Origin of the sequence: Methyloversatilis discipulorum (genome assembly GCF_018780585.1) — a bacterium.
Lineage (GTDB): Bacteria > Pseudomonadota > Gammaproteobacteria > Burkholderiales > Rhodocyclaceae > Methyloversatilis > Methyloversatilis discipulorum_B.
Map to the genome: position 1 here is coordinate 25,760 of NZ_JADMJL010000017.1, position 19,123 is coordinate 44,882.

Consider the following 19,123-nt stretch of genomic DNA (forward strand, 5'->3'; position numbering starts at 1 on the left):
TCACGCTTCCTCGCTGATCCTCGGCGCACACCGGCCACCGCTCCACACCTCGTCCAATGCCGCCGACGCCATGGCGATCTGCGCCGACCTCAGCCGCTCGCCGGCGAGGTACATCCGGCGCAGGCGCTTCGCCCATTCCTTGTCGCCGGCGTCGGCGGACATCTTCGGGATCGATGCCTCGCGCCTCATGCCGCGCTCGCCTCGTGGGTGATCCGCAGCACGCCAGCTGCTGAGCCACCGGCGAGAACCAGGCGGGCGGTGCCGGCATCGCCGATCAGCGTCGGCGCTTCGGGCTTGAAGCCCCGTCTTTCGGCGTCGGCCTGCTGCATGCCGATCAGCACCGGCGGATAGGCCGGCCGTTCGCTGCGCATGGCGTACCCGCGGTATCGGTTCTCGAACTCGCGGGCCACGAACGGCCACTCGTCCTCGCTCTTGCCGGTCAGCAGCACCCAGCCGCCCATGTCGGTCACGACGGCGTGAATCAGCGGATCGTCGAACGCCACGGACCGGTACGGCCCGACACAGCGCACGGCGCGATCGACCTTCGACCAGGCCACAGCAGCGGCGTCCGTCGTGCGGCCGCCGATCATGCGGCGCAGGTCCGCCACCTTGGGCATGAACTGCCCGGTGTCGGGGTTGCACATGTGCCGGCCGATCGCCGACTCGACCGCGGCGATATCGAGCTCCTGCAGCCCCTGCCAGTACAGCGCCACAACGCCGTCCGACAGCGGCTTTCCGTAGTACTCGGCCAGCGCCATCAGCGCCTGCGCGAACCGCGCCTTATCCGTTTCGATCATCGGACACCACCTCCTGCGGGTTGGAATTCGCCAGCCAGCGCTGCACTGCTGCGGCGGTCTGTTGCCCTGCCGGGCTGAGGTTCTCCGTGCCTCGAGGCGGAGCGACAGGCGGTGCGCGCGGCCGGCGGGGTCCGGGCTCGTCGCGCACCCAGTTCCGCCACGTGGCGAGCCAATCGACCTTCCGCGCCTGCTGGCCGGCCTTCGCCAGCCAGTGGTCGCGGAAGCGATCGGCAGCACGGCGCACGTCGTCAGCCGACCAGTCCGGGCGCTCGCTCAGCGCCCAGTCTCCCCAGGCCTTCGGCAACACCCAGTCCCGCGGCAACCGTGACCCGCGCGCAGCATCGGCTGTCTGCTCGCCCGGCTGGCGAGGATCGTGGCCTTCGGACGGCGACGATGGCGGCGTGGTTGTGGTGGCTGGCGGAGCCGAAGGCGACGCATCGGCTGGCACGGGCTGCGGCGGTTGACCACCCCCTGCACCCCCGACCGAAGGGAGGGGTTCCTGTTCTTGCTCTTGTTCCTGCTCTTGTTCTTGGCTTCGAAGGGGCTTCGAAGGGGCTTGTCTCGAAACGGCTGATTCGCGGCGCGACGACATGCAAAACGCGTCCGCGTATTTATCGAAGAACGGCGACAGGAAAGGGTTTGAAGGCAGTGCGGCGTAGTCGTTCTGCACACCCTTTACCCGCAGGTCGTTGGGCTTCAGGGACTCGGCGATCTGGTACTTCGCCATCTCCATCACCCACACCACTTCGGAGGCCTCGTCGTAGAGGCAAAACCCCGCTTCGATGGCCCTTCGAAGCCCCTTCGAAGCCCCTTCTATGCCCAGTCCGGTTTCATGCGCGATGAAGGTGATCGGCAGGTAGTAAAGGCCGAGCATGTTCGCGTGCGGGCTGGTCATCAGATACAGGCCGACGACCAGCGCCTCCTGGCCCTGAGCGCGCAGCGCCTTTCCGGTGGCGCCGCACCAGAACTTCGGGGAGACCTTCGCGTAGTCACGCATTCACGACCTCCCGCTGCTTCGACTGGTCGCGCCGGTGATAGGCCTCCCACATGCGAAGGTTCGCCAGCCGCGCAATGTCCATCACCTGCTCAGGCGTCAGCTTGTAGGCATCCTTGTCCGGAGTTGCACGGCGGATGCACTCCACGTCGATGCGCGACCTCATCGCGCGCAACAGCAGTACGCCGCTCGCCGGGCTCGGCAGGCAGTCCAGTAGCTCTGGCTTCCAGATATCGGCCGGCATGGCGTAGTAGTGCTTCCAGACCTTGCGCGGGTGCTGCAGCGCTTTGACGTCATACAGACTGGGCCGCTCGACACGGATCAACCTGCCGGCATCGTTGAACACCTCTTTACGCTCTCCGTAGCCGAGAAAGGTGCGCTGCCACCATTTATCTTTCCGGGCGTCGGCCTTCAGATCGGCGCGGCTGATCTTCACCTCGACATCAATGATGCGCAGGTCTTTCGTGACGGCCAGCACGTCACACTCGTGACCGGTCCATCCGCAGTTATCGACCATCACGACGCACTTCCGGGCCAGCGTCTGCAGCGCGATGGCCCGGGCGATCACGGATTCAGACCACTTGATCACGCGAACATCTCCATCTGCATCGGCTCAGGCCAGAGCCAGGCGTCGCCGCTGTTGAGCCGGCGCGCTATCTCGCGGCGGACCTGCTCGCGGTCGGACTGCGGCCACTGTCGCATGTGGGCGGCCAGGTGCATGCTGAGCTGGTAGGTCAGGTTCATGCGCGCACCGCCGTGAGGATCACCACCGACACGCTGGTGCCGGTGAACTCGTTGTCGTAGGTGCGCGACCATTCGCAGGCCCAGCCCGGCAGGACGTCCTTGGCCTTGGCGCTGGCCGGCAGGATGGCGACGAGGCGACCGTCCTGCGCCAGCATGGCCGCAGCGTGCTCAAGGTGCGCCTGCCACCGGCCTTCGCTGAACGGCGGGTTCATCACGATGCGGTCGTATCCGCCGGCATCGGCGCTGACGCCGAGGAAGTCGCGGCAGATGGTCTTGAACCCCTTCGCCTCCAGCACCTTGCAGTGCAGCTGGCTGATCTCGATGCACGTCGTCCGATCCTTCGGCATCAGGTCGGCCAGCGCACCGGTGCCGGCGCTCGGCTCCAGGCACACATCGTCCGGCCCGATCTGCGCGGCCTCGATCGCCGCCGCGGCGACGCTGGCCGGAGTCGGGTAATACTGGTGCGCCTTCTGGTCAGGCAGGCAGCCGGTGGCGATGATCTCGTTCAGCACCGGTCGGGGTTCGTATTCGAAATCGAAGCGGACGCCGCCCCGGTCGTTCGAGACCTTCACGCCGCCGATATAGGCCAGCACCTGGGCCGCCTCCTGATGCACGGCTGACTCACCCTTGCCGCCATGCCTGAACTCCAGTGCCCGCGGGATATCGATGCGGTTGTACTCGCGCCGGTAGTCCGTCGATTTCTCCAGACGCACGGCCTGCACCATGTCGCCCAGCACGTCGATCACGGCAAACGGCAGCGGCCGGCCCATCATCACGAAATCCTTCGACTTCTTCTTCGGGCGCTGGCGGAACTGGGCGGGAATCGCGAGCGGGTAGAGGTGCGCCAGCACGCAGTTCAGGCGCCACGCCATGTCTGGATGCACTTCGAGGTGCGCGGTACCGCACTTGTAGGCGCGCAGGCGCAGCGCGCCGCCGTCCAGCGTCAGCCACTCGCCGCGGTGCTGACGGCGGGCAATATCGACCACGCCGGATGTGGCATTCCAGCCCGGCTCGTCGCGCCCCATGAACTTCGCGATCACCTTGCGCAGGTCGTTGATGTATCCGACGCGGTCGTGGTCCGTGCTGCCGTAGCCGTTGATGAGGCGCGCGATGATCATTCGGCGGCCGAAGCCCTCGGGGCAGTTGGTCACGTGCTCGCCGGACAGCGCGCGGAAGATGCCGTCGACGCGCTCGGCCAGGAACTTGGCGCGGCTGTTCAGCAGGTCCAGCAGCGTTGCGCGGACGGTCTGTTCCTCGAAATCCGGCAGGGGAGGAAGATCCGGCTCGCCGCTGTGCCGCGCGGCCTTCCGGCCCTGCGGATAGCGGATCTGCTCGTTCCACTGGTTCCGCCGTGCCTGCGGCATGGCGTCGTAGACGTCGGTCAGGTTCAGCGCCTTCGACCAGTAGGCGGCATTGAGCGCCGCGACGGCGCCGGCCTCCTGGAACAGCTGGCTCGCAGCCGAGGACAGCGACGTGCGGCCGCGGTCCGGGTCGGAATTGCCGTCCAGGAAGTAGCTCAGGACTCCGGCGCACTCCGGGCCGTTGATGAAGGCGGCTGCAGCTTCGATCCGCGCGCGGTCCTGTCGGTAGCTGGCCACCAGCCCGTCGACCATGTCGGTCGACGTCGGCGCGAAGAAGGCCGACATGTCGTCAATCAGTTCGCCATCGCGCGCGGCGGAGATCACATCATGGTCGGCGTGGCTCACCCGAACACCCTCCAGCACACGAACGCCAGAGCCGCGACGGGGATGCCGACGGTACCGATCACGAGCCCTACCATCGAGCCGGCGTCCATGAAGGCCTGGAGGTATCGACGCAGGAACTGGCTCATGCCGCATTCCTTTCCGCGATCACCTGCTCCATCACGGTGGTGTGCCCGATCTTGGCCATGTACTGGGTCAGGCCGCGCCAGCCCGTGAAGGCTTCGAAGCTCGGGGCCAGGTCCGGCGGCAGATCCATCGGCGCCTTCGTGCCCGGGTTCAGCATGCGGCTGACGTGCGGGCGGTGCGCACCGGACGACCGCGCGAACATCGACTGATCACCGATCTCGTCGCGGCTGTTGCGCCGGCGGTTCTGCCAGCACCAGACCACCGCGTCACGGTAGGTCTGCCAACCTGTAACGATGGAATCGGCCACCCATCTGGATTTCGGCAAGGCGTCGAGGAACGGCATTTCACGTTGCATGGCTGCCACCATCAGCGGAATTGATGCAACGCGCCCGGATTACAGGTTGCGTTACAGGTTGGAAGCTGCCGAAAATTTTTTCGACGACGGGGAAGAGAAAGACCTCTGCCCGCTCCACAGAAATCAGCCGACCGGCGGCAAACCTCAACAGGCAGGGGTTGAAGGCCACGACCGGAGGAGGTCGACGTGGGTTTGGCTGAAACGTTGGGCATCAGCACGGCTGAGCACCTCGAATGGGCGAGCCCTCGCATGTCGATAGAATGGGAGTGCCACCTTCCACTCCACACGACACGGAGGACTCATGAGCAGCGATCACCTGAGCGACACCTTGAACATCCCGTGCCCGGGCTGCGGTCACGAGAGCAAGCAGGAAGTCCGTCGGCTTCAGGAAGAGCCGATATTCCAGTGCGGCAACTGTGGGCACCAGGTCAGCGTCGATCTGGACTATCTGGGCGCGCTCGACGCAAAGCTTGCCGAACTCGACGCGCAGATCCGGAAGCTCTTCGGCAAGGCCAGATAGCTCTTCGATCAACGGCTCCACGGCAGAGGCGTCGGCGACCAGACGAATTGAAAGGGCGTTCATCACGCGGTCGCCTGGTCGGCGCCGGACGCGTCCTTCGCGGCGGTGCCGCGGAGGTCATCGAGAAGCCGAGCAAGCGCAAGCGCGTCATCCGCGGCGGTCGGGACTTCCCCGTTCTCCCATCGGGATATGCGCGGCTGAGGCACCTTCACGCGGCTGGCGATCTCGGTCTGGCTCAGGCCGAACTCTTGCCGCAGGGCGGCGATGATCTGTTGGGTATCCATGAACCAAAACTATACGATCACGCATAGCTTTGTCAATGCGCCATCGTATTATGCATTCACGAATACTTGGGGAATGAAACTGATCGAGAACCTGGCGGCGCTGATGGAACGCAGCGGTGACAACCCCTACTCCTTAGCGCGCAAGGTGAAGGCGCGGTACGGCACCAGCCCGACCCAGCCTACGCTTGCGCGAATCCTAGATGGCACATCCAGAGAACCGCGCCGGTCAAGCCTGCAACCAGTCGCCGATTACTATGGCGTGTCGGTCGACGCTCTGTTTGACGACGACCTAACCAGAAGGGGCGAAGGCGCGCCGGTTTCCACCCCATCAAGGGGAGACTCGCTGTCCATCCCGGTCACTGATGCGTGGGGTTCTATGGGGCTGGGAGCCCCGCAGCCTGAGCATGAGGCGATCGTCTCTGGCCTGACAGTCAGCATGGACTGGGTTCGGCACTCACTGCCGCGCATCAGCCATCCCTCGCGGCTGGCTGTGCTCACTGCCTTCGGACGGAGCATGGAGCCGACCTTGGAGGACGGCGACACCATGCTGGTGGATCGCGGGGTCAGCGAAATTCGGGAAGACGGGATCTTCGTCATCGCGCTGGACGACGAGCTCTACGTGAAGCGCGTGCAGCGCCGGCTGCCAGACAAGGCAATCATCATCAAGTCGGACAATCCGCACTACGAGCCGATGGTGGTCGAGAACGGGGACCGCAACAAGTTGGAGATCCTCGGCCGCGTGGTCTGGGTCTGGAAAGGGATCAAGCTCTGATGTCGATCATCAAGTGCAACGAATGCGGTGGGAAGGTAAGTACAAAGGCTGAACGGTGCTCGTTATGCGGAGCGCCTGTTCCGAAAACGAAAGTCAGGGCAAAGGCCATTTTTTGGGCAACTGCGACGATTCTGTTATTCCCATTTGTAGTCGGGTACTTTCACACAGAGCAAGATGCTCAATCCATCTCTACAAGCCACATGGAGATGCCATCACAGGAGCGTAGTAGTGTGAAGACGGAGAGTGAGTCGCGGCCCTCTTCCGCTGAGGTTGTTCATCTAGACGAGGCACCCACGCGGAAAATTTCTTCGGTTTCCGTAAATAGCCTCCACTCAGCTTACGATGAAAATGAAGTGTCTGCAGACATGCTCTACGGGAATTCATTGGTTAAAATCAACGGCTCGGTTGCCTCCATCGATATGAGCATTACAAACAAAGCCGTTGTAAGAATAGGATCAGTCGAAGACCCCTATAGAATTGTTGTTGCGCAGCTGGATGACACAGAGAAAAACAGGGCAGCCAAACTCACAAAAGGCCAAAACGTGTATGTTCTTTGCGAGCATATTCGCAAACTGATTTCTTCTTTGGCTGGATACAAATGCATTCTTCTTGACAAGGAAATCGCGGAATCAACACCGTGATTTTCGCCCTCGTCGTCGCCATCTCCGACGGCGACACGCTCACGGTGCGCCCAGACGGCGGCGAGCAGCTGCGGGTGCGCGTGGCGGAGATCGACGCGCCGGAGAGCCGGCAGCCGTTCGGTGCGGCGGCGAAGCGGTCGCTGTCTGATCTGTGCTTCCGCGAGCGTGCTGAGATCAGGCCGCAGAAGACGGACAGGTACGGCCGGACCGTTGCACGGGTGACGTGTCGCGGTCAGGATGCCAGCGCTCACCAGGTGCGCACCGGCATGGCCTGGGTGTTCGAACGGTACGCGAGCGATCGGAGCCTGTTCCGGCTGCAGGATGAGGCCCGCGCCGCCGGCAGGGGCCTGTGGTCAGAGCCGGCGCCGGTGCCGCCGTGGGAATGGAGGAAGGCGAGATGACAGCCGATGCCGAAGAGCCTAGGATGAAAAGAAGGCGGGCCGTCACCCACGACCGCGCGCTGCCCGAGGAGTCTGATCGAATGGAAGCACGCATCACACGGCTGGAAGCGCACATCGAGCACATCCGGGAGGACGTTTCCAGCATCAAGGTCGATATCCGGATACTGCTTGGCATGATCATCGCCGCCGCCCTCGGCCTCGCTGGCCTCATGGCCAAGGGATTCGGCTGGTTCTAACCCGCCCACTGGCCCCACACAGCCCGCCCCGAGCGGGCTTTTTTACGCCCATCCCCTCTCCGAGTACGACCTTCGTCGTCATCCGAAAGGATGAGCCTGAAAAACTATGCGCTTTCGCATTGACATGAACTATGCGCTTTCGTATAGTTCAACCCATCGCAGCACCCGCTGCGCAGCACCAGCAAAAGCCCCGAGCGGGCCAGCGCCCTAAGCCGATCCGGCTCTGCCCTCTTCTGGCATCCGTAGGCGACCGGCCACCACTGGCGCACCACGCGATGGAGGGGTCATGGACAGCAGAGCACAGGCAGAGGCGGTGATCGAGGCCCGAGTCCGGGAATCGATCGAACAGACGGGCGGCATGCCGGATGGCAAGTCGCTGGAATGGCACGGTGCGGACGTTGAGGCGTTCTCGCGCGACGTGCTGCGTGTGCTGGCATCTGGCTCGCCGTGGGACGAGCAGATTGCCGCGATTCGTGCGGCTCGCGACACCCACATCATCGAGCAGATCGCCCGCGTCGAGATCGATCTGCGCGGGGCTGACCTGGCCGACGAATTCGCGACCGATGACCGTCTGGCCCGCGCCCGTCTGAACGACTTCCAGCAATACGGGGTGGCGTCATGAACCCGCTGACCCGGCGCGCCAGCCGCAGCGAACTCCGCGAGCTGGCAATCGACATCGCCGTCGTGGTCGTCGGCGGACTCGTGATCGCGGCACTTCTGGCAGGGGGTGTGTGATGACCTACTGGAACGCAGCAGTGCCTATTCTCGGCGTGCTCAGTCTCTACCCGCAAGAAGAGCTGTTGCCGCACGCGATCGAAGAAAGCGAGCCGGCTGGCGTCTGCGTGTCGCTCTCTGATCTCGGCGCGCTGGATGCGACGGATTTCATCCCGCTCGGATCGTGCCACCAGCGCGGAAGCGAGGGTTTTTACTGGGCGGCGCAACGGATCGTCAGCCGCGACATGCTGGACGCCTACGAATACACCGACCGCACGGCCGGCGCTACCGACTGCGCCAGCGACCCGATGCGAGGTGCGGCATGAGCGCCCCGCTGATCCTGCTCGGCGTGCTGATCTACGGCGTCATCGCAATGACCGTCGCGCAGATCGCCGGCCGCTGCATCGACGAGATGGGAGGCCCGGACGATGAATAAGCGCCCCTCCCCCACCGCCCTGCGCGCTCGAATCCTCGGGCTGCGCTGGCGCCGTGCGCATGCCGCCATGCGCGTGCTGGCCGCCGACAGCATCGCCTCGCAGATCGCGGCAGTCGGCGCCGACGGCTTCGCCCAGATGCGCGCGACCGGCTACCAGATCGCCACGGCCGAGGCCCTCCGCGAAATCGAGCACCAGCTGCGCCGCTGCCGGCGCGCCCTCAACCACCTGAAGGAGTACCGCGCATGAATGCGCCTGAAAGGATTGCGGTCCCGGACCGCTCGAAGTTCATCGGCGGGAGCACTCGTGTTCCAGCCATGACTGCTGAACGCGTCTCCGCACTTTATGAGAAAGGAATGACGCAGGCGGAAATTGCCCAGGAAATCGGCACGTCGCAGCGAAGCGTCTGCTTGTTCATGAAGCGCGCCGGTATCGCAGCGCGCGTCGCGTCGAAACGCGATCAGCGCGGAGAGAAGAATTCGACGTGGAAGGGCGAGGACGTCACGTACAAGCCAGCGCACAGCCGCGTTTATGCAGCACGTGGTCGGCCGTCGCACTGCGAGCACTGCGGCACGACGAACTCCGAGACTCGCTACGAATGGGCGAACGTTTCCGGTAAGTACCACGACCCCGCCGACTACCTCCGACTGTGCGTGAAATGCCACCGACGCTGGGATGCGCAGCGTCGCAAGGAAGGGAAAGCATGAACTTCTCCGCTGATAGAACGAAATTTTTGGGTGGTAGCGACGTCGCCGCCATCCTCGGCGTCTCGCCGTGGGTCACGCCGTTCATGCTCTTCCAGAAGAAGACCGGCGCCTATGTCGAGGACATCACGCCGGCGAAGCAGCGGATTCTCGATCGCGGCCACCGCTGGGAGCCCATCGTGCTGGAGATGCTGGTCGACGAACTGCGCGACCGTGGCCACGACGTGGAAGTGCTCGCCACCGGCCAGCGCTACCAGGACGCCGAGCTTCCGTTCCTCGCGTGCGAGCTGGACGCCGAGCTGCTGATCGACGGCGAGGAAACGAACGCCGAGATGAAGACGGCCAGCTACTTCGCATCCGGCGCTTGGGGCGATCGCGACAGCAACGAAGTGCCGATCTATTACGCCGCCCAGGTCATGCACGGCCTGATGGTGAAGCCCCGCCGTCGTGCCGTTGTGGCAGCCGTCACCGGCTTCGACGAGAGCCCCATGGTGCGCTGGCTCGACCGCGACGACGAAACCATCGCCGCGATCCGTGCGCGTGAGGTCGAGTTCTGGCAGCGCATTCAGGACGGCACGCCGCCCGATCCGGTCACGCCCGAGGACGTGAAGTGGCTGTACCCGAAGGACAGCGGCGTCTCCATCAAGGCCGATGACGAGCTGATCAGCGCCTGCGCGACCCTGAAGGCGCTCAAGCGTGACGCCAAGATCATCGACGGCGACATCGAGATCCTCACCACCAAGATCAAGGCGCGCATGGGTTCAGCCGCGGTGCTGCTGGGCGCCGATGGAAAGCCCTTGGCCACCTGGAAGACCAACAAGGACGGCACGAAGACCGATTGGAAGGCTGCCTTCCAGGAGGTGTGCGAGATCGCGAACGTGGGCGAGCTGTGCGGACAGCTGATCGAGACCCACACCAAGACCACCGAGGGCGACCGCCCCTTCCTCGTGAAATGACAGGAGAGAACATGTCCACCGCTAACCAACAACTCCGAGCGGTCGCAACCGCGATGACCGGTCCGGAACTGGCTGCAGCCGCGAAGCAGACCGCGCAGCAGGCCGGCTCCGCCACGGTGAAGAAGTTTTTCGAGGCGAACCGCGGCACGCTGGAAGCGCTGCTGCCGCGCCATTTCGACAGCGAGCGCATGCTGAAGCTCGCACTGGGCGCGCTGCGCACCACGCCGAAGCTGGCCAATGCCAGCCTGTCGTCGCTGCTTGGCTCGGTCGTGACCTGCGCTCAGCTCGGTCTGGAGCCGAACACGCCTCTCGGCCACGCCTACCTGCTGCCGTTCGATAAGCGCGAGAAGCAGGGCAACCAGTGGGTGACGGTCGAGACCCAAGTGCAGGTGATCATCGGCTACAAGGGCATGCTGGACCTCGCCCGCCGCAGCGGTCAGATCGTCAGCATCGCCGCCCACGAGGTGTGCCAGAACGATGAGTTCGTCTTCGCCTACGGCCTGAACGAGGAACTGGTCCACCGTCCGGCCATGAAGGACCGCGGCCCGGTGATCGGCTTCTACGCAGTGGCCAAGCTCACCGGCGGTGGCTACTCGTTCGAGTTCATGAGCGTGGATGATGTGAACCACATCCGCGACAAGGCGGCCGAGAAGAACCGCGCGAAGAAGGACGCCGCCGGCAATCCGATCATCACCGGGCCGTGGGCGGACAACTACGTCGAGATGGGGCGGAAGACCGTCCTGCGCCGCCTGTTCAAGTACCTGCCCATCAGCATCGAGTCGCTGGCATTCGCATCGGCCGTCGATGGTCAGGCGATCCGTGAGCCCGCGCCGCTGGAGCAGGTGGTGTTCGACGGTGCCAATCAGGATGACGCTCCGCCCGAGCAGGGTGCACAGGACGATGCTGGCTTCGACCAGCAGGATGAGGATCTCCGCGCGTTGGAGCAGTCGCAGTCCTCCCGCGTGCCGCCGATGTCGGTCGAACAGCCGGCCGGGGAATGGCAGCCGTCCCCCGAGGAAGCCGCCGAGATGGAACGCCGCGTCGCCGAAGAGGCAGCCGCCGACCAGCAGCGCGCCAACGCGCCGCGCGGTCGTGGCCAGCGCCAGATGAGCATCGAGTAACGAACCCACGAGAGGGAGCGAGGCGATGCACTCAGTCGCTGGTGAAAGCATGACGCGCGGGCAGTACCTGCCACGGGGAGCCGCGCAACAGGAAATGCCGGGCACTCCGTCCGCCGTGGCCACCGCTCCCATTACCGCAGCAGCGTCCAAGAAACCCCACGGTGTTCAGCGCACCCCGGCTGATGGCCGGATGCCGTGGGCCTTGGATTGACCATATTCCTGAGAGGCACTCACCCATGAATGCACCGCACGACTTCCGCGCAATGACCACCGAAACCATCGGCAAGGATCTGCTCTCCGCCCTGGTCACCGAAATCAAGCTCCTTCCTAAGCCCTGGGCGAAGCTGGCCGAAGCGAAGCAGAACGACATCATCGACCGCCTCCGCGCCCGTGTGGAGCACAACGTAGGCATGGCCGTGCATCTGCTCTCCGCTCAAGGCCGTGTCGTCGTGGCCGGCGATCTGGAACAACTGACGATCAAGGACGGCGTAAAGGCCGTTGTGAAGTTCGGCCTCAGCGCACCCAACCTCCATGAGCTCTACGACTGCGCCGGCAAGGCAGTACTGGTGGTGGTCGCCGACGCCGCGGCCGTCACCGGTGGAATGGACGACGTGAAGGGCGAGGCGGACCAGCGCGCGATGGATCTCGGCCACGAGTACGACGACAACGACGGCGGCGGCATGGAGGGCCACGCTTCAGGCGATGTCATCGAGGGTGAGGCACTCGCAATCGAGCAGCAGCCGCTGCAGGAAGAGCTCGACCAAGCGTATGAGGACGGATACGAGGCGGCTGCCGACGGCAAGCCGGAATCCGACTGCCCGCAAATGGCGGGCTCGCTGTGCATTCAGTGGGTGAAGGGCTGGAAGGACTGGCATGAGCAGGACGGCGAAGGCTCGGGAAACGCCAGTGCCGACGAGGGCTGATCACATGAAAATCACCCGAATCTCCGCACAGAACTACCTGGGCATCCGCGCGGCCGACATCGCGCTCGATCGCCCGGTGCAACTGTTCGCCGGCCGCAACTTCGCCGGCAAGTCCAGCCTGCAGGAGGCCGTCCGCCACGCGCTCACCGGTGAAACGGTCCGCGTCAGCCTGAAGAAGGAATACGCGTCGCTGCTCACCGAGGGCGCCGAGTCCGGCTTCGTGGAAGTTGTGGCCGATGGCGGCGCGTTCGCGGTGGCGCTGCCCAGTGGCAAGGGCGTGGCGAGCAGTGAGTCCGCGCTGCCCTACCTGCTGGACGCCCAGCGCTTCGCCAGCCTGTCGCCGGACGAGCGCCGCGCCTTCCTGTTCGGGCTGATGGGTCTGTCGTCGTCCGGCGATGCGGTGAAGAAGCGCCTGGCCGACAAGGGCTTCGACGACGCCCGCGTCGCGCTGGTGATGCCGCTGCTCCGCGCCGGCTTCGATGCCGCCTGCAAGGAAGCCCAGAACCGCGCCCGCGATGCGAAGGCAGCGTGGAAGACCGTCACCGGTGGCGAGACCTGGGGCAAGGACAAGGCGGCCGGCTGGCGCCCGGCTGCGCTGCCGGAGGGTGCCGCGAAGGCGCCGGGGCTGCTGGAGAACGCCCGCGCCAAGCTGGCGGAGGCCGACGGCGCACTGGCCACGGCCCAGCAGGCGCTGGGTGCTGCGCGGTCCGCCGCCCAGGCACGCGAGGAGCAGGAGCAGCAGCGCGTGCAGCTGGAGGAGCGCGCCGGCCGTATCGAGCGCATCCGCGCGAAGCTCGCCAAGGACGAGGCCGAACTGGCCGACTGGCAGGCGAAGGTCACCGACGCGAAGGCAGCAGCCGGCGGCGTGAAGAAGGTGCGTGCCGTGCTGGAGGACGCCGTGCTCCGCGGCCTCGCAGAGGTCGCCGTCGAGTTTCTCGGCATCGCCGAGGCCAGCACCGGCATCGTGGTGAGCGACTCCGGCGAGATCCTCGAATGGGACCAGGCGTTGCTGAACCGCGCTCGCGCGCACGTCGCCGAATACCGAGCACAGAGCGCAACGGCTCCGGCCGAAGATGCTCAGGCCGCCGCGAAACTCGCCGAGTACGAGAAGGCGCGCGACCTGATGCAGAGCGCCGTCGCCAACGGTCGGCGCGATCTGGCGGCAGCCGAAGCTGCAGAGGCCGCCCTGCAGGCCCTTGATGCCGCCGCCGCCGGCGATGCGCCGAACTTCGACGAGCTGCGCGAGGACGTGCAGCAGAAGATCGAGGCGCGCGATGCGTGGCGTGCCGATGTCGAGAAGTACAAAGCGCTGACCGAGCTGGCTGCGCGGCAGGAGAAGGTCGTCGCCGACGCCGGCCGGCACCACGCCGACGTGCTCGCCTGGCTGGAGATCGCGGACGCGCTGTCGCCGGACGGCATCCCGGGCGACATGCTCGCCGAGGCGCTCGGACCGATCAACAACCGACTGGACACGACGTCGATGCGTGCGCAGTGGATGCAGGTCTATATCGGTGACGACATGTCCGTCTGCGCCGCCTACCACGGTCCAGATAACCGACCGCGTTCGTACGCGCTGCTCAGCGAGTCCGAGAAGTGGCGCGCCGACGCGATGATCGCGGAGGCCGTGAGCTACCTCTCCGGGCTGCGCCTGCTGGTGCTCGATCGATTCGACGTGCTGGACCTGGCCGGCCGCGCCGACGCGCTGGAGTGGCTTGACGCACTGACCGAGGCCGACGAGATCGACACGGCGCTGGTGTTCGGGACGCTCAAAGCGCTGCCCGGTGGCCTGCCGGACAGCATGCAGGCGCACTGGATCGATGGCGGTGTCGTGGGTCAGATGCGGGAGGCTGCGTGATGGAGATCAAGAACGCAGTCATCGAAAGCGTGACGCTGGAGAAGGGCGACCGCGGACTCCTCCAGTGCTGGCTGCACTTGAGTTACGGCGGATCGGGCCAAGGATTCGGCGGCTACGCGCTCTACCTTCCGAAGAGCTTCGCGCACCACAGCATGCAAAGCGTCGCCGGCCATTTCATGTTTCGTTGCATGGAAGTGGCTGGCGTCGACAACTGGGCTGACATGGCTGGCCGGACGATTCGTGTGCGCGCTGATAACGGGAAGGTCTACGCAATCGGCCACATCGTGAAGGACGACTGGTTCGATCCGGCCGAGGATTTCTCTGCCAGGTCGGACGCCGATGAAGAGTCAGAAGCTCTGCGCGACATGCTGGGCAGCGCGCGTTCGGATCTGGATGTGATGCGGAACGCCCTCGGCGTGCCGGTTGAGCCGCACCAGTCGCTGCTGGAGAGGATGGTCGAGGCGGCGCAGGCTAAGCGCGGAGCGGTGCCGGAGTGGTGGAAACCGATGCCCGTCAACGGATCGTACGAGCTGGCGCGGGCCTTCCGCGAAGCTGAGACGGCTGCACTGCTTTCCGGGCACGACCACATCGATGCGTTTCACTGCGGCTACCGTGCCCTGATCGCCGCCGCTCCTGCGCCCGCTTCGGCAGACGACGCCAGCCTCTCTAAGTGTCAGGCCCGTCTTTTTGATGTACTGGTTGGGGATGACGGGCAGGCGTGGGCGGAGGCCGAACGCTATTTGGAAACGGCACGACCAGACTTGTTCGCCACCCTGCGCCGCGAGGCGAAGCCCGCGAAGTGCGACGGCAACCACGGCGGGCCGCGATGCGCGGATCCGGAGTGCTGGAACGATGGACCGATCGCACTGATCCTCGACGAACTCCGCCGCGCCGTCACCAAGTTCCCAACCTGGCCGACCGATCCGCTGCACGCGTTGGCAGTGCTCGGCGAGGAATTTGGCGAACTGACGAAAGCCACTCTGCAGACCACCTACGAGCCCCACAAGTCCAGCCATGACGATGTGCGAACTGAGGCTATTCAGACGGCTGCCATGGCGCTGCGATTCGTCATCAGCCTGGAACGCTACGAATACACGCAGGGCATTCAGCACCAGCAGGAAGGGCAGCCCGCATGAAGCGCATCTACATCAGCGGACCGATGTCCGGGCTGCCCAATCACAACTTCCCGGCCTTTCACGCCGCCGCGGAAAAGGTGCGTGCGCAAGGCATCGAGGCCGTGAATCCGGCCGAGATCAACGCCGACACCGACCTATCGTGGGAAGAGTGCCTGCGCGCCGACATCAAGGCCCTGTGCGACTGCGACACGATTGCAATGCTGCCCGGCTGGGAGAACAGCAAGGGCGCACACCTCGAGGTGCATGTCGCGCATCGGCTGGGGATTCGTGTTGTCCGGATTGAGGACATCGGCGGAGGTGAGGCATGAAGCGCGACGCCATCACCACCGCGCCCGACGACGTGCGCGATATCCGGCACTTCCACCTGTTCTGCGGTCTCGGCGGCGGTGCACGCGGCTTCAACGCGGCGAGCGCCCGGGTAGGCAACATGGTCGGCCGCTTTCGCTGCCTGGGCGGCATCGACGTCGACCCGGCATCGATCCGCGACTTCAGCCGGCTGGCCGGCGTGCCGAGGACGGCACGTGGCACCGCCCCTTCACCACGCTTGAGCTGGCCGCGTTGCAGTCGCTGGTGGATCCGGAGGAAGTGCTCGAGCTGGACGGTCTCAGCGACAGCGACTGGCGTGAGCGCATCGGCAACGCAGTGCCGCCGGACGCCGCGCGGGCTATCGCCGGCGAGATGGGCCGCACGCTGCTGCTGGCGTGGTCCGGCGAAACCTTTACCCTGAGCAGCGCGCCGATATGGGTTCAGCCGGCGTTGGCTGCTCTGACCGTAGCGCAGGGAGGTGCTGCCTGATGGCCAACGACCTCAATCAATGCAACTTCATCGGGCGACTGGGCCGCGACCCTGAGACGCGCTACGCACCGAACGGTGAGGCGATCTGCAATTTCTCGATCGCATGCGGGTGGAAAACGAGGGAGAAGGAAGGGACGGAGTGGGTGTCGGAGGTGCGGACGTGATCGCACTTTCCATTCGCCAGCCGTGGGCGTGGCTGATCCTGCACGGCGGGAAAGACATCGAGAACCGGAGCTGGCAGACCAAGTTCCGCGGCCGCGTGCTCATCCACGCCAGCAAGGGGATGACGATGGCGGAGTGGGGTGCCGCGTGGGACTTCGCGCAGGGCAGCGGCGCGAGCCCGAAGGCCGTACTTGCCGGGATCACCGCCAACACCATCAAGCGCGGCGGCATTGTCGGCAGCGTAGAGATCGCCGACTGCGTTGCGGACAGTGATTCGCCGTGGTTCGTCGGTCCGTTCGGGTTCGTCCTACGCGATCCGCAGCCGATGGAGTTCATACCGATGAACGGGCGCCTGGGGTTCTTCGATGTGCCGGAGGTGAGCAATGGCTGAGCGCTCGAACATCGAGTGGTGCGACGTCACCTTCAATCCGTGGATCGGCTGCACCAAGGTTTCGCCGGCCTGCGACCACTGCTACGCAGAGCGCGATTTCGACCTGCGCCGGCACGTCGTGCAGTGGGGCGCCGGCCAGGCGCGGAAGCGCACCGGTGACGACAACTGGAAGAAGCCGGGGAAGTGGAATGCGAAGCCGTTCTTCCAGTGCGAGGACTGCGGACACCGCAGCGATGGCGAAAAGTGGAGGGAAGTCGGCCCGAACATGGGGCTGACCGATAGCGGATACGCCTGCCCGCGATGCAATAGCCGGAGCATGAACGAGGCCCGCCGCCGCGTGTTCTGCGCCAGCCTCGCCGACGTGTTCGACAACGAGGTGGACCCTCAGTGGCGCGCAGACCTGTTCCGCCTCATTGAAGCGAGCCCAAACCTCGACTGGTTGCTGCTGACGAAGCGCATCGGCAACGTTCGGAGCATGGCTCCGGTGTCTTGGCTAGGCGGCCCGGTCCAGCACGGCCCGGACCCTTGCAACATCCACGGCGGCTGGCCGGCGAACGTCTGGCTGGGCGCGACGATCTGCAATCAGGCCGAGGCCGACCGCGACATCCCGAAGCTGCTGGACGTGCCGGCCGCGGTGCGGTTCGTGTCCATCGAGCCGATGCTGGGGCCGGTCGACCTGACGGACATCGTTGTCCGCCATGGCGGCGGAACTGAGGACCATTTCTCCGCCCTGTATGACGCTGATGACGACGAGGCCGATACCGCTAGTTACATCGACTGGGTCATCGTCGGCGGCGAGAGCGGCCCGCACGCGCGGCCGATGCATCCGGAGTGGGCTCGCGACCTGCGCGACCAATGCGCAGCAGCCGGCGTGCCGTTCCTGTTCAAGCAGTGGGGAGAGTTCTCGGCAGCGCCGCCAGCCTCTGTGAAGCCCGGAGAACGTTGGCCAGCAACGTCACGCCTGGTGCCCGTAAGCGGTAACACATACGCGTGGGAGAACTTTCGCGCGCTTGAGGCTCGTGATCTGTGGATGCACCGCATCGGCAAGAAGGCCGCCGGCCGCCTGCTCGACGGTCGGACGCATGACGCCTTTCCGAAAGGCGGTGCGTGATGGCAATCGAAGAATGGCAACTCGCCCAGTTCCAGTTCGCGGCCGAGCAGATGTGTTTCCGCCTGTCCGAAAGCCCGCATGAACTGGTGTGCGTCCAGGACGGCACGTATCGACAGCGTTGGATGATCTACGCCGAGCGCATGGTTGAACACGTCGCCATGCTGCACGCAATGCGCGACTCGGGGCTTCTGCCGTGACCCGCGACGAGAAGCTGCAGACCCTGCGCGACTGGCACGAGCGCATGAAGGCTTGCGACGCAGCGCTGGACGAGTTCTCCGAACTGACCGGCGCCGATCCTGAATCGCGCCTGATGCTGTCGGTGCAGCACGTGATGATCATCGCGACCAATCACACGGCGCGGCTGATCGGCTGCTCGCCTACATGGCTTGAAGATTGGTGGTCGGAAGACGAGTTCGGCGCCCGACCGATGCGCGCCAGCGTCAACGGCGGACCGCTGCAAGACATCAGCACGATCGAGCAACTGGCTGCGCTAATTTTCGACGAAGGCGACGGCACGGAGGAAGCGACGCTATGACCCTACCCTACGAGAACACCAGCAGCGGCGAGCGTGCGGTGCAGGACATGCAGAAGATCTTGCGCGGCTTCGGCTGCTCGAAGTTCGGCCAGATGCTGGACTTCGAAGCCGGCGAGCTGCTGGTGCAGTTCGAATACCGCGGCCGGCCCGTGAGCGTGCGCGCATCTGTGAATGGCTACGCCGCCGCGTGGCTGAAGGAACACCCGTACGGCCCGCGCACCAAGGCATCGAAGCAGCAGCACGAGGCGCGCGCGAAGGAGATCGCCAGCACCGCCGTCTATTCGATCCTGCGCGACTGGATCAAGGGGCAGATCACCGCGATCGAGACCGGCATCCTGTCGTTCGAGGGAGCCTTCCTCGGGCAGATCCTGCTGCCCAGCGGGAAGACCGTGCTGGAACATGCCGAGGCGGCGAATCTGCTGCCGGGGCCGAAGGAGAGCTGATGCACGACGGACTTTTCCTGTCTGACACCGAGATCGCGCGCATCTGCGAACCGCTGGTCCAGCCTGCGGCACAGGTGCGGTTCCTGCGCGAACTGGGCCTCACCGTGGCCACGAAGCCCAACGGCCGCGCGCTGGTTGTCCGCAGCCATGCAGAAGCGGTACTGTCCGGGCGGAAGCATAGCGAGCCTCAGCAGGGCACAACAGCGCCAGCTGCGGCACCGAACCGCTCAGGATTGATCGAGTTCATCAACCGGAGGCGAGCCGCCTGAC

33 protein-coding genes are annotated in these 19,123 nt (G+C 65.2%); 24 read left to right on the plus strand and 9 right to left on the minus strand.

The genetic code is table 11. The features are described 5' to 3' along the window. The 8 genes from IV112_RS08505 to IV112_RS08540 are packed head-to-tail and all read right to left on the minus strand — an operon-like array spanning position 1 to position 4,731. Positions 1-189, minus strand: coding sequence for a hypothetical protein (locus IV112_RS08505; RefSeq protein WP_304002876.1), 189 nt, complete (start codon positions 187-189; stop codon positions 1-3). Continuing rightward, a complete protein-coding gene (locus IV112_RS08510; protein ID WP_304002878.1) occupies positions 186-758 on the minus strand; it encodes a DUF6475 domain-containing protein in 573 nt (190 codons plus the stop codon). Before IV112_RS08510 ends, IV112_RS08505 begins: the two co-directional genes overlap by 4 nt. 22 nt (positions 759-780) lie before the next feature. Next, the gene (locus IV112_RS08515; RefSeq protein ID WP_304002880.1) at positions 781-1,794 is read right to left on the minus strand and encodes a hypothetical protein; all 1,014 of its coding nucleotides are present in this window, start codon (positions 1,792-1,794) and stop codon (positions 781-783) included. Continuing rightward, complete coding sequence (locus IV112_RS08520) at positions 1,787-2,380, minus strand: hypothetical protein (protein ID WP_304002882.1); 594 nt, start codon at positions 2,378-2,380, stop codon at positions 1,787-1,789. The genes IV112_RS08515 and IV112_RS08520 overlap by 8 nt, the downstream gene beginning before the upstream one ends. After that, complete coding sequence (locus tag IV112_RS08525) at positions 2,377-2,535, minus strand: hypothetical protein (RefSeq protein WP_304002885.1); 159 nt, start codon at positions 2,533-2,535, stop codon at positions 2,377-2,379. The genes IV112_RS08520 and IV112_RS08525 overlap by 4 nt, the downstream gene beginning before the upstream one ends. Further along, a complete protein-coding gene (locus IV112_RS08530; protein WP_304002887.1) occupies positions 2,532-4,241 on the minus strand; it encodes a class I SAM-dependent methyltransferase in 1,710 nt (569 codons plus the stop codon). The genes IV112_RS08525 and IV112_RS08530 overlap by 4 nt, the downstream gene beginning before the upstream one ends. Then, positions 4,238-4,366 (minus strand): hypothetical protein, encoded by a 129-nt coding sequence (locus IV112_RS08535; protein ID WP_008060735.1) that lies wholly within the window; start codon positions 4,364-4,366, stop codon positions 4,238-4,240. Before IV112_RS08535 ends, IV112_RS08530 begins: the two co-directional genes overlap by 4 nt. After that, the gene (locus tag IV112_RS08540; RefSeq protein ID WP_304002892.1) at positions 4,363-4,731 is read right to left on the minus strand and encodes a hypothetical protein; all 369 of its coding nucleotides are present in this window, start codon (positions 4,729-4,731) and stop codon (positions 4,363-4,365) included. Before IV112_RS08540 ends, IV112_RS08535 begins: the two co-directional genes overlap by 4 nt. 289 nt (positions 4,732-5,020) lie before the next feature. Here IV112_RS08540 and IV112_RS08545 point away from each other — a divergent pair, with 289 nt between their 5' ends. After that, positions 5,021-5,239, plus strand: a complete 219-nt coding sequence (locus IV112_RS08545; protein ID WP_304002894.1) for a hypothetical protein — start codon at positions 5,021-5,023, stop codon at positions 5,237-5,239. A gap of 62 nt (positions 5,240-5,301) precedes the next feature. Here the strand turns inward: IV112_RS08545 and IV112_RS08550 are convergent, their stop codons facing one another. Further along, a complete protein-coding gene (locus IV112_RS08550) occupies positions 5,302-5,523 on the minus strand; it encodes a helix-turn-helix domain-containing protein (RefSeq protein WP_304002897.1) in 222 nt (73 codons plus the stop codon). A gap of 73 nt (positions 5,524-5,596) precedes the next feature. Here IV112_RS08550 and IV112_RS08555 point away from each other — a divergent pair, with 73 nt between their 5' ends. The 23 genes from IV112_RS08555 (at position 5,597) to IV112_RS08660 (ending at position 19,122) form a co-directional block, all read left to right on the plus strand. Continuing rightward, a complete protein-coding gene (locus IV112_RS08555) occupies positions 5,597-6,295 on the plus strand; it encodes a S24 family peptidase (protein ID WP_304002898.1) in 699 nt (232 codons plus the stop codon). Continuing rightward, the gene (locus tag IV112_RS08560; RefSeq protein WP_304002901.1) at positions 6,295-6,936 is read left to right on the plus strand and encodes an OB-fold protein; all 642 of its coding nucleotides are present in this window, start codon (positions 6,295-6,297) and stop codon (positions 6,934-6,936) included. Before IV112_RS08555 ends, IV112_RS08560 begins: the two co-directional genes overlap by 1 nt. Continuing rightward, positions 6,933-7,337, plus strand: a complete 405-nt coding sequence (locus IV112_RS08565; protein ID WP_304002903.1) for a thermonuclease family protein — start codon at positions 6,933-6,935, stop codon at positions 7,335-7,337. Before IV112_RS08560 ends, IV112_RS08565 begins: the two co-directional genes overlap by 4 nt. An 80-nt stretch (positions 7,338-7,417) precedes the next feature. Beyond that, on the plus strand, positions 7,418-7,573 hold the full coding sequence (locus tag IV112_RS08570; protein ID WP_304002905.1) for a hypothetical protein: 156 nt from the start codon (positions 7,418-7,420) through the stop codon (positions 7,571-7,573). A 286-nt stretch (positions 7,574-7,859) separates the two neighbouring features. After that, positions 7,860-8,195 carry a hypothetical protein gene (locus tag IV112_RS08575; protein WP_304002907.1) on the plus strand — a complete coding sequence of 112 codons (336 nt, stop codon included), beginning with the start codon at positions 7,860-7,862 and terminating at the stop codon, positions 8,193-8,195. Further along, on the plus strand, positions 8,192-8,308 hold the full coding sequence (locus tag IV112_RS21475; RefSeq protein WP_368500401.1) for a DUF6408 family protein: 117 nt from the start codon (positions 8,192-8,194) through the stop codon (positions 8,306-8,308). The genes IV112_RS08575 and IV112_RS21475 overlap by 4 nt, the downstream gene beginning before the upstream one ends. Beyond that, a complete protein-coding gene (locus IV112_RS08580; protein ID WP_304002909.1) occupies positions 8,308-8,613 on the plus strand; it encodes a hypothetical protein in 306 nt (101 codons plus the stop codon). Before IV112_RS21475 ends, IV112_RS08580 begins: the two co-directional genes overlap by 1 nt. Positions 8,614-8,715: 102 nt before the next feature. After that, positions 8,716-8,970, plus strand: coding sequence for a hypothetical protein (locus tag IV112_RS08585; protein WP_304002911.1), 255 nt, complete (start codon positions 8,716-8,718; stop codon positions 8,968-8,970). After that, entirely contained in the window at positions 8,967-9,428 is a 462-nt protein-coding gene (locus tag IV112_RS08590; RefSeq protein ID WP_304002913.1) for a hypothetical protein, read from the plus strand. Before IV112_RS08585 ends, IV112_RS08590 begins: the two co-directional genes overlap by 4 nt. Continuing rightward, on the plus strand, positions 9,425-10,381 hold the full coding sequence (locus IV112_RS08595; RefSeq protein ID WP_304002915.1) for a YqaJ viral recombinase family protein: 957 nt from the start codon (positions 9,425-9,427) through the stop codon (positions 10,379-10,381). Before IV112_RS08590 ends, IV112_RS08595 begins: the two co-directional genes overlap by 4 nt. Positions 10,382-10,392: 11 nt before the next feature. Then, the gene (locus tag IV112_RS08600) at positions 10,393-11,502 is read left to right on the plus strand and encodes a recombinase RecT (RefSeq protein WP_304002917.1); all 1,110 of its coding nucleotides are present in this window, start codon (positions 10,393-10,395) and stop codon (positions 11,500-11,502) included. Between the two features lie 236 nt (positions 11,503-11,738). Further along, entirely contained in the window at positions 11,739-12,425 is a 687-nt protein-coding gene (locus IV112_RS08605; RefSeq protein WP_304002918.1) for a ribosome modulation factor, read from the plus strand. Between the two features lie 4 nt (positions 12,426-12,429). Beyond that, positions 12,430-14,280: an AAA family ATPase gene (locus tag IV112_RS08610; protein WP_304002921.1), complete on the plus strand. Its 1,851-nt coding sequence runs from the start codon at positions 12,430-12,432 to the stop codon at positions 14,278-14,280. After that, positions 14,280-15,416 (plus strand): hypothetical protein, encoded by a 1,137-nt coding sequence (locus IV112_RS08615; RefSeq protein ID WP_304002923.1) that lies wholly within the window; start codon positions 14,280-14,282, stop codon positions 15,414-15,416. Before IV112_RS08610 ends, IV112_RS08615 begins: the two co-directional genes overlap by 1 nt. Further along, the gene (locus IV112_RS08620; RefSeq protein WP_304002925.1) at positions 15,413-15,724 is read left to right on the plus strand and encodes a DUF4406 domain-containing protein; all 312 of its coding nucleotides are present in this window, start codon (positions 15,413-15,415) and stop codon (positions 15,722-15,724) included. The genes IV112_RS08615 and IV112_RS08620 overlap by 4 nt, the downstream gene beginning before the upstream one ends. Before the next feature lie 250 nt (positions 15,725-15,974). Continuing rightward, positions 15,975-16,211: a hypothetical protein gene (locus IV112_RS08625; RefSeq protein WP_304002927.1), complete on the plus strand. Its 237-nt coding sequence runs from the start codon at positions 15,975-15,977 to the stop codon at positions 16,209-16,211. After that, positions 16,211-16,375 carry a single-stranded DNA-binding protein gene (locus IV112_RS08630; protein WP_368500403.1) on the plus strand — a complete coding sequence of 55 codons (165 nt, stop codon included), beginning with the start codon at positions 16,211-16,213 and terminating at the stop codon, positions 16,373-16,375. The genes IV112_RS08625 and IV112_RS08630 overlap by 1 nt, the downstream gene beginning before the upstream one ends. Further along, entirely contained in the window at positions 16,372-16,764 is a 393-nt protein-coding gene (locus IV112_RS08635; protein ID WP_304002930.1) for an ASCH domain-containing protein, read from the plus strand. Before IV112_RS08630 ends, IV112_RS08635 begins: the two co-directional genes overlap by 4 nt. Beyond that, the gene (locus IV112_RS08640; protein WP_304002932.1) at positions 16,757-17,875 is read left to right on the plus strand and encodes a phage Gp37/Gp68 family protein; all 1,119 of its coding nucleotides are present in this window, start codon (positions 16,757-16,759) and stop codon (positions 17,873-17,875) included. Before IV112_RS08635 ends, IV112_RS08640 begins: the two co-directional genes overlap by 8 nt. Continuing rightward, positions 17,875-18,072, plus strand: coding sequence for a hypothetical protein (locus IV112_RS08645; RefSeq protein WP_304002934.1), 198 nt, complete (start codon positions 17,875-17,877; stop codon positions 18,070-18,072). The genes IV112_RS08640 and IV112_RS08645 overlap by 1 nt, the downstream gene beginning before the upstream one ends. Beyond that, positions 18,069-18,410 (plus strand): hypothetical protein, encoded by a 342-nt coding sequence (locus tag IV112_RS08650; protein ID WP_304002936.1) that lies wholly within the window; start codon positions 18,069-18,071, stop codon positions 18,408-18,410. The genes IV112_RS08645 and IV112_RS08650 overlap by 4 nt, the downstream gene beginning before the upstream one ends. Beyond that, positions 18,407-18,853, plus strand: coding sequence for a hypothetical protein (locus tag IV112_RS08655; RefSeq protein ID WP_304002938.1), 447 nt, complete (start codon positions 18,407-18,409; stop codon positions 18,851-18,853). Before IV112_RS08650 ends, IV112_RS08655 begins: the two co-directional genes overlap by 4 nt. Beyond that, positions 18,853-19,122, plus strand: a complete 270-nt coding sequence (locus IV112_RS08660; protein ID WP_304002940.1) for a DUF4224 domain-containing protein — start codon at positions 18,853-18,855, stop codon at positions 19,120-19,122. The genes IV112_RS08655 and IV112_RS08660 overlap by 1 nt, the downstream gene beginning before the upstream one ends. Position 19,123 lies beyond the last annotated feature (1 nt).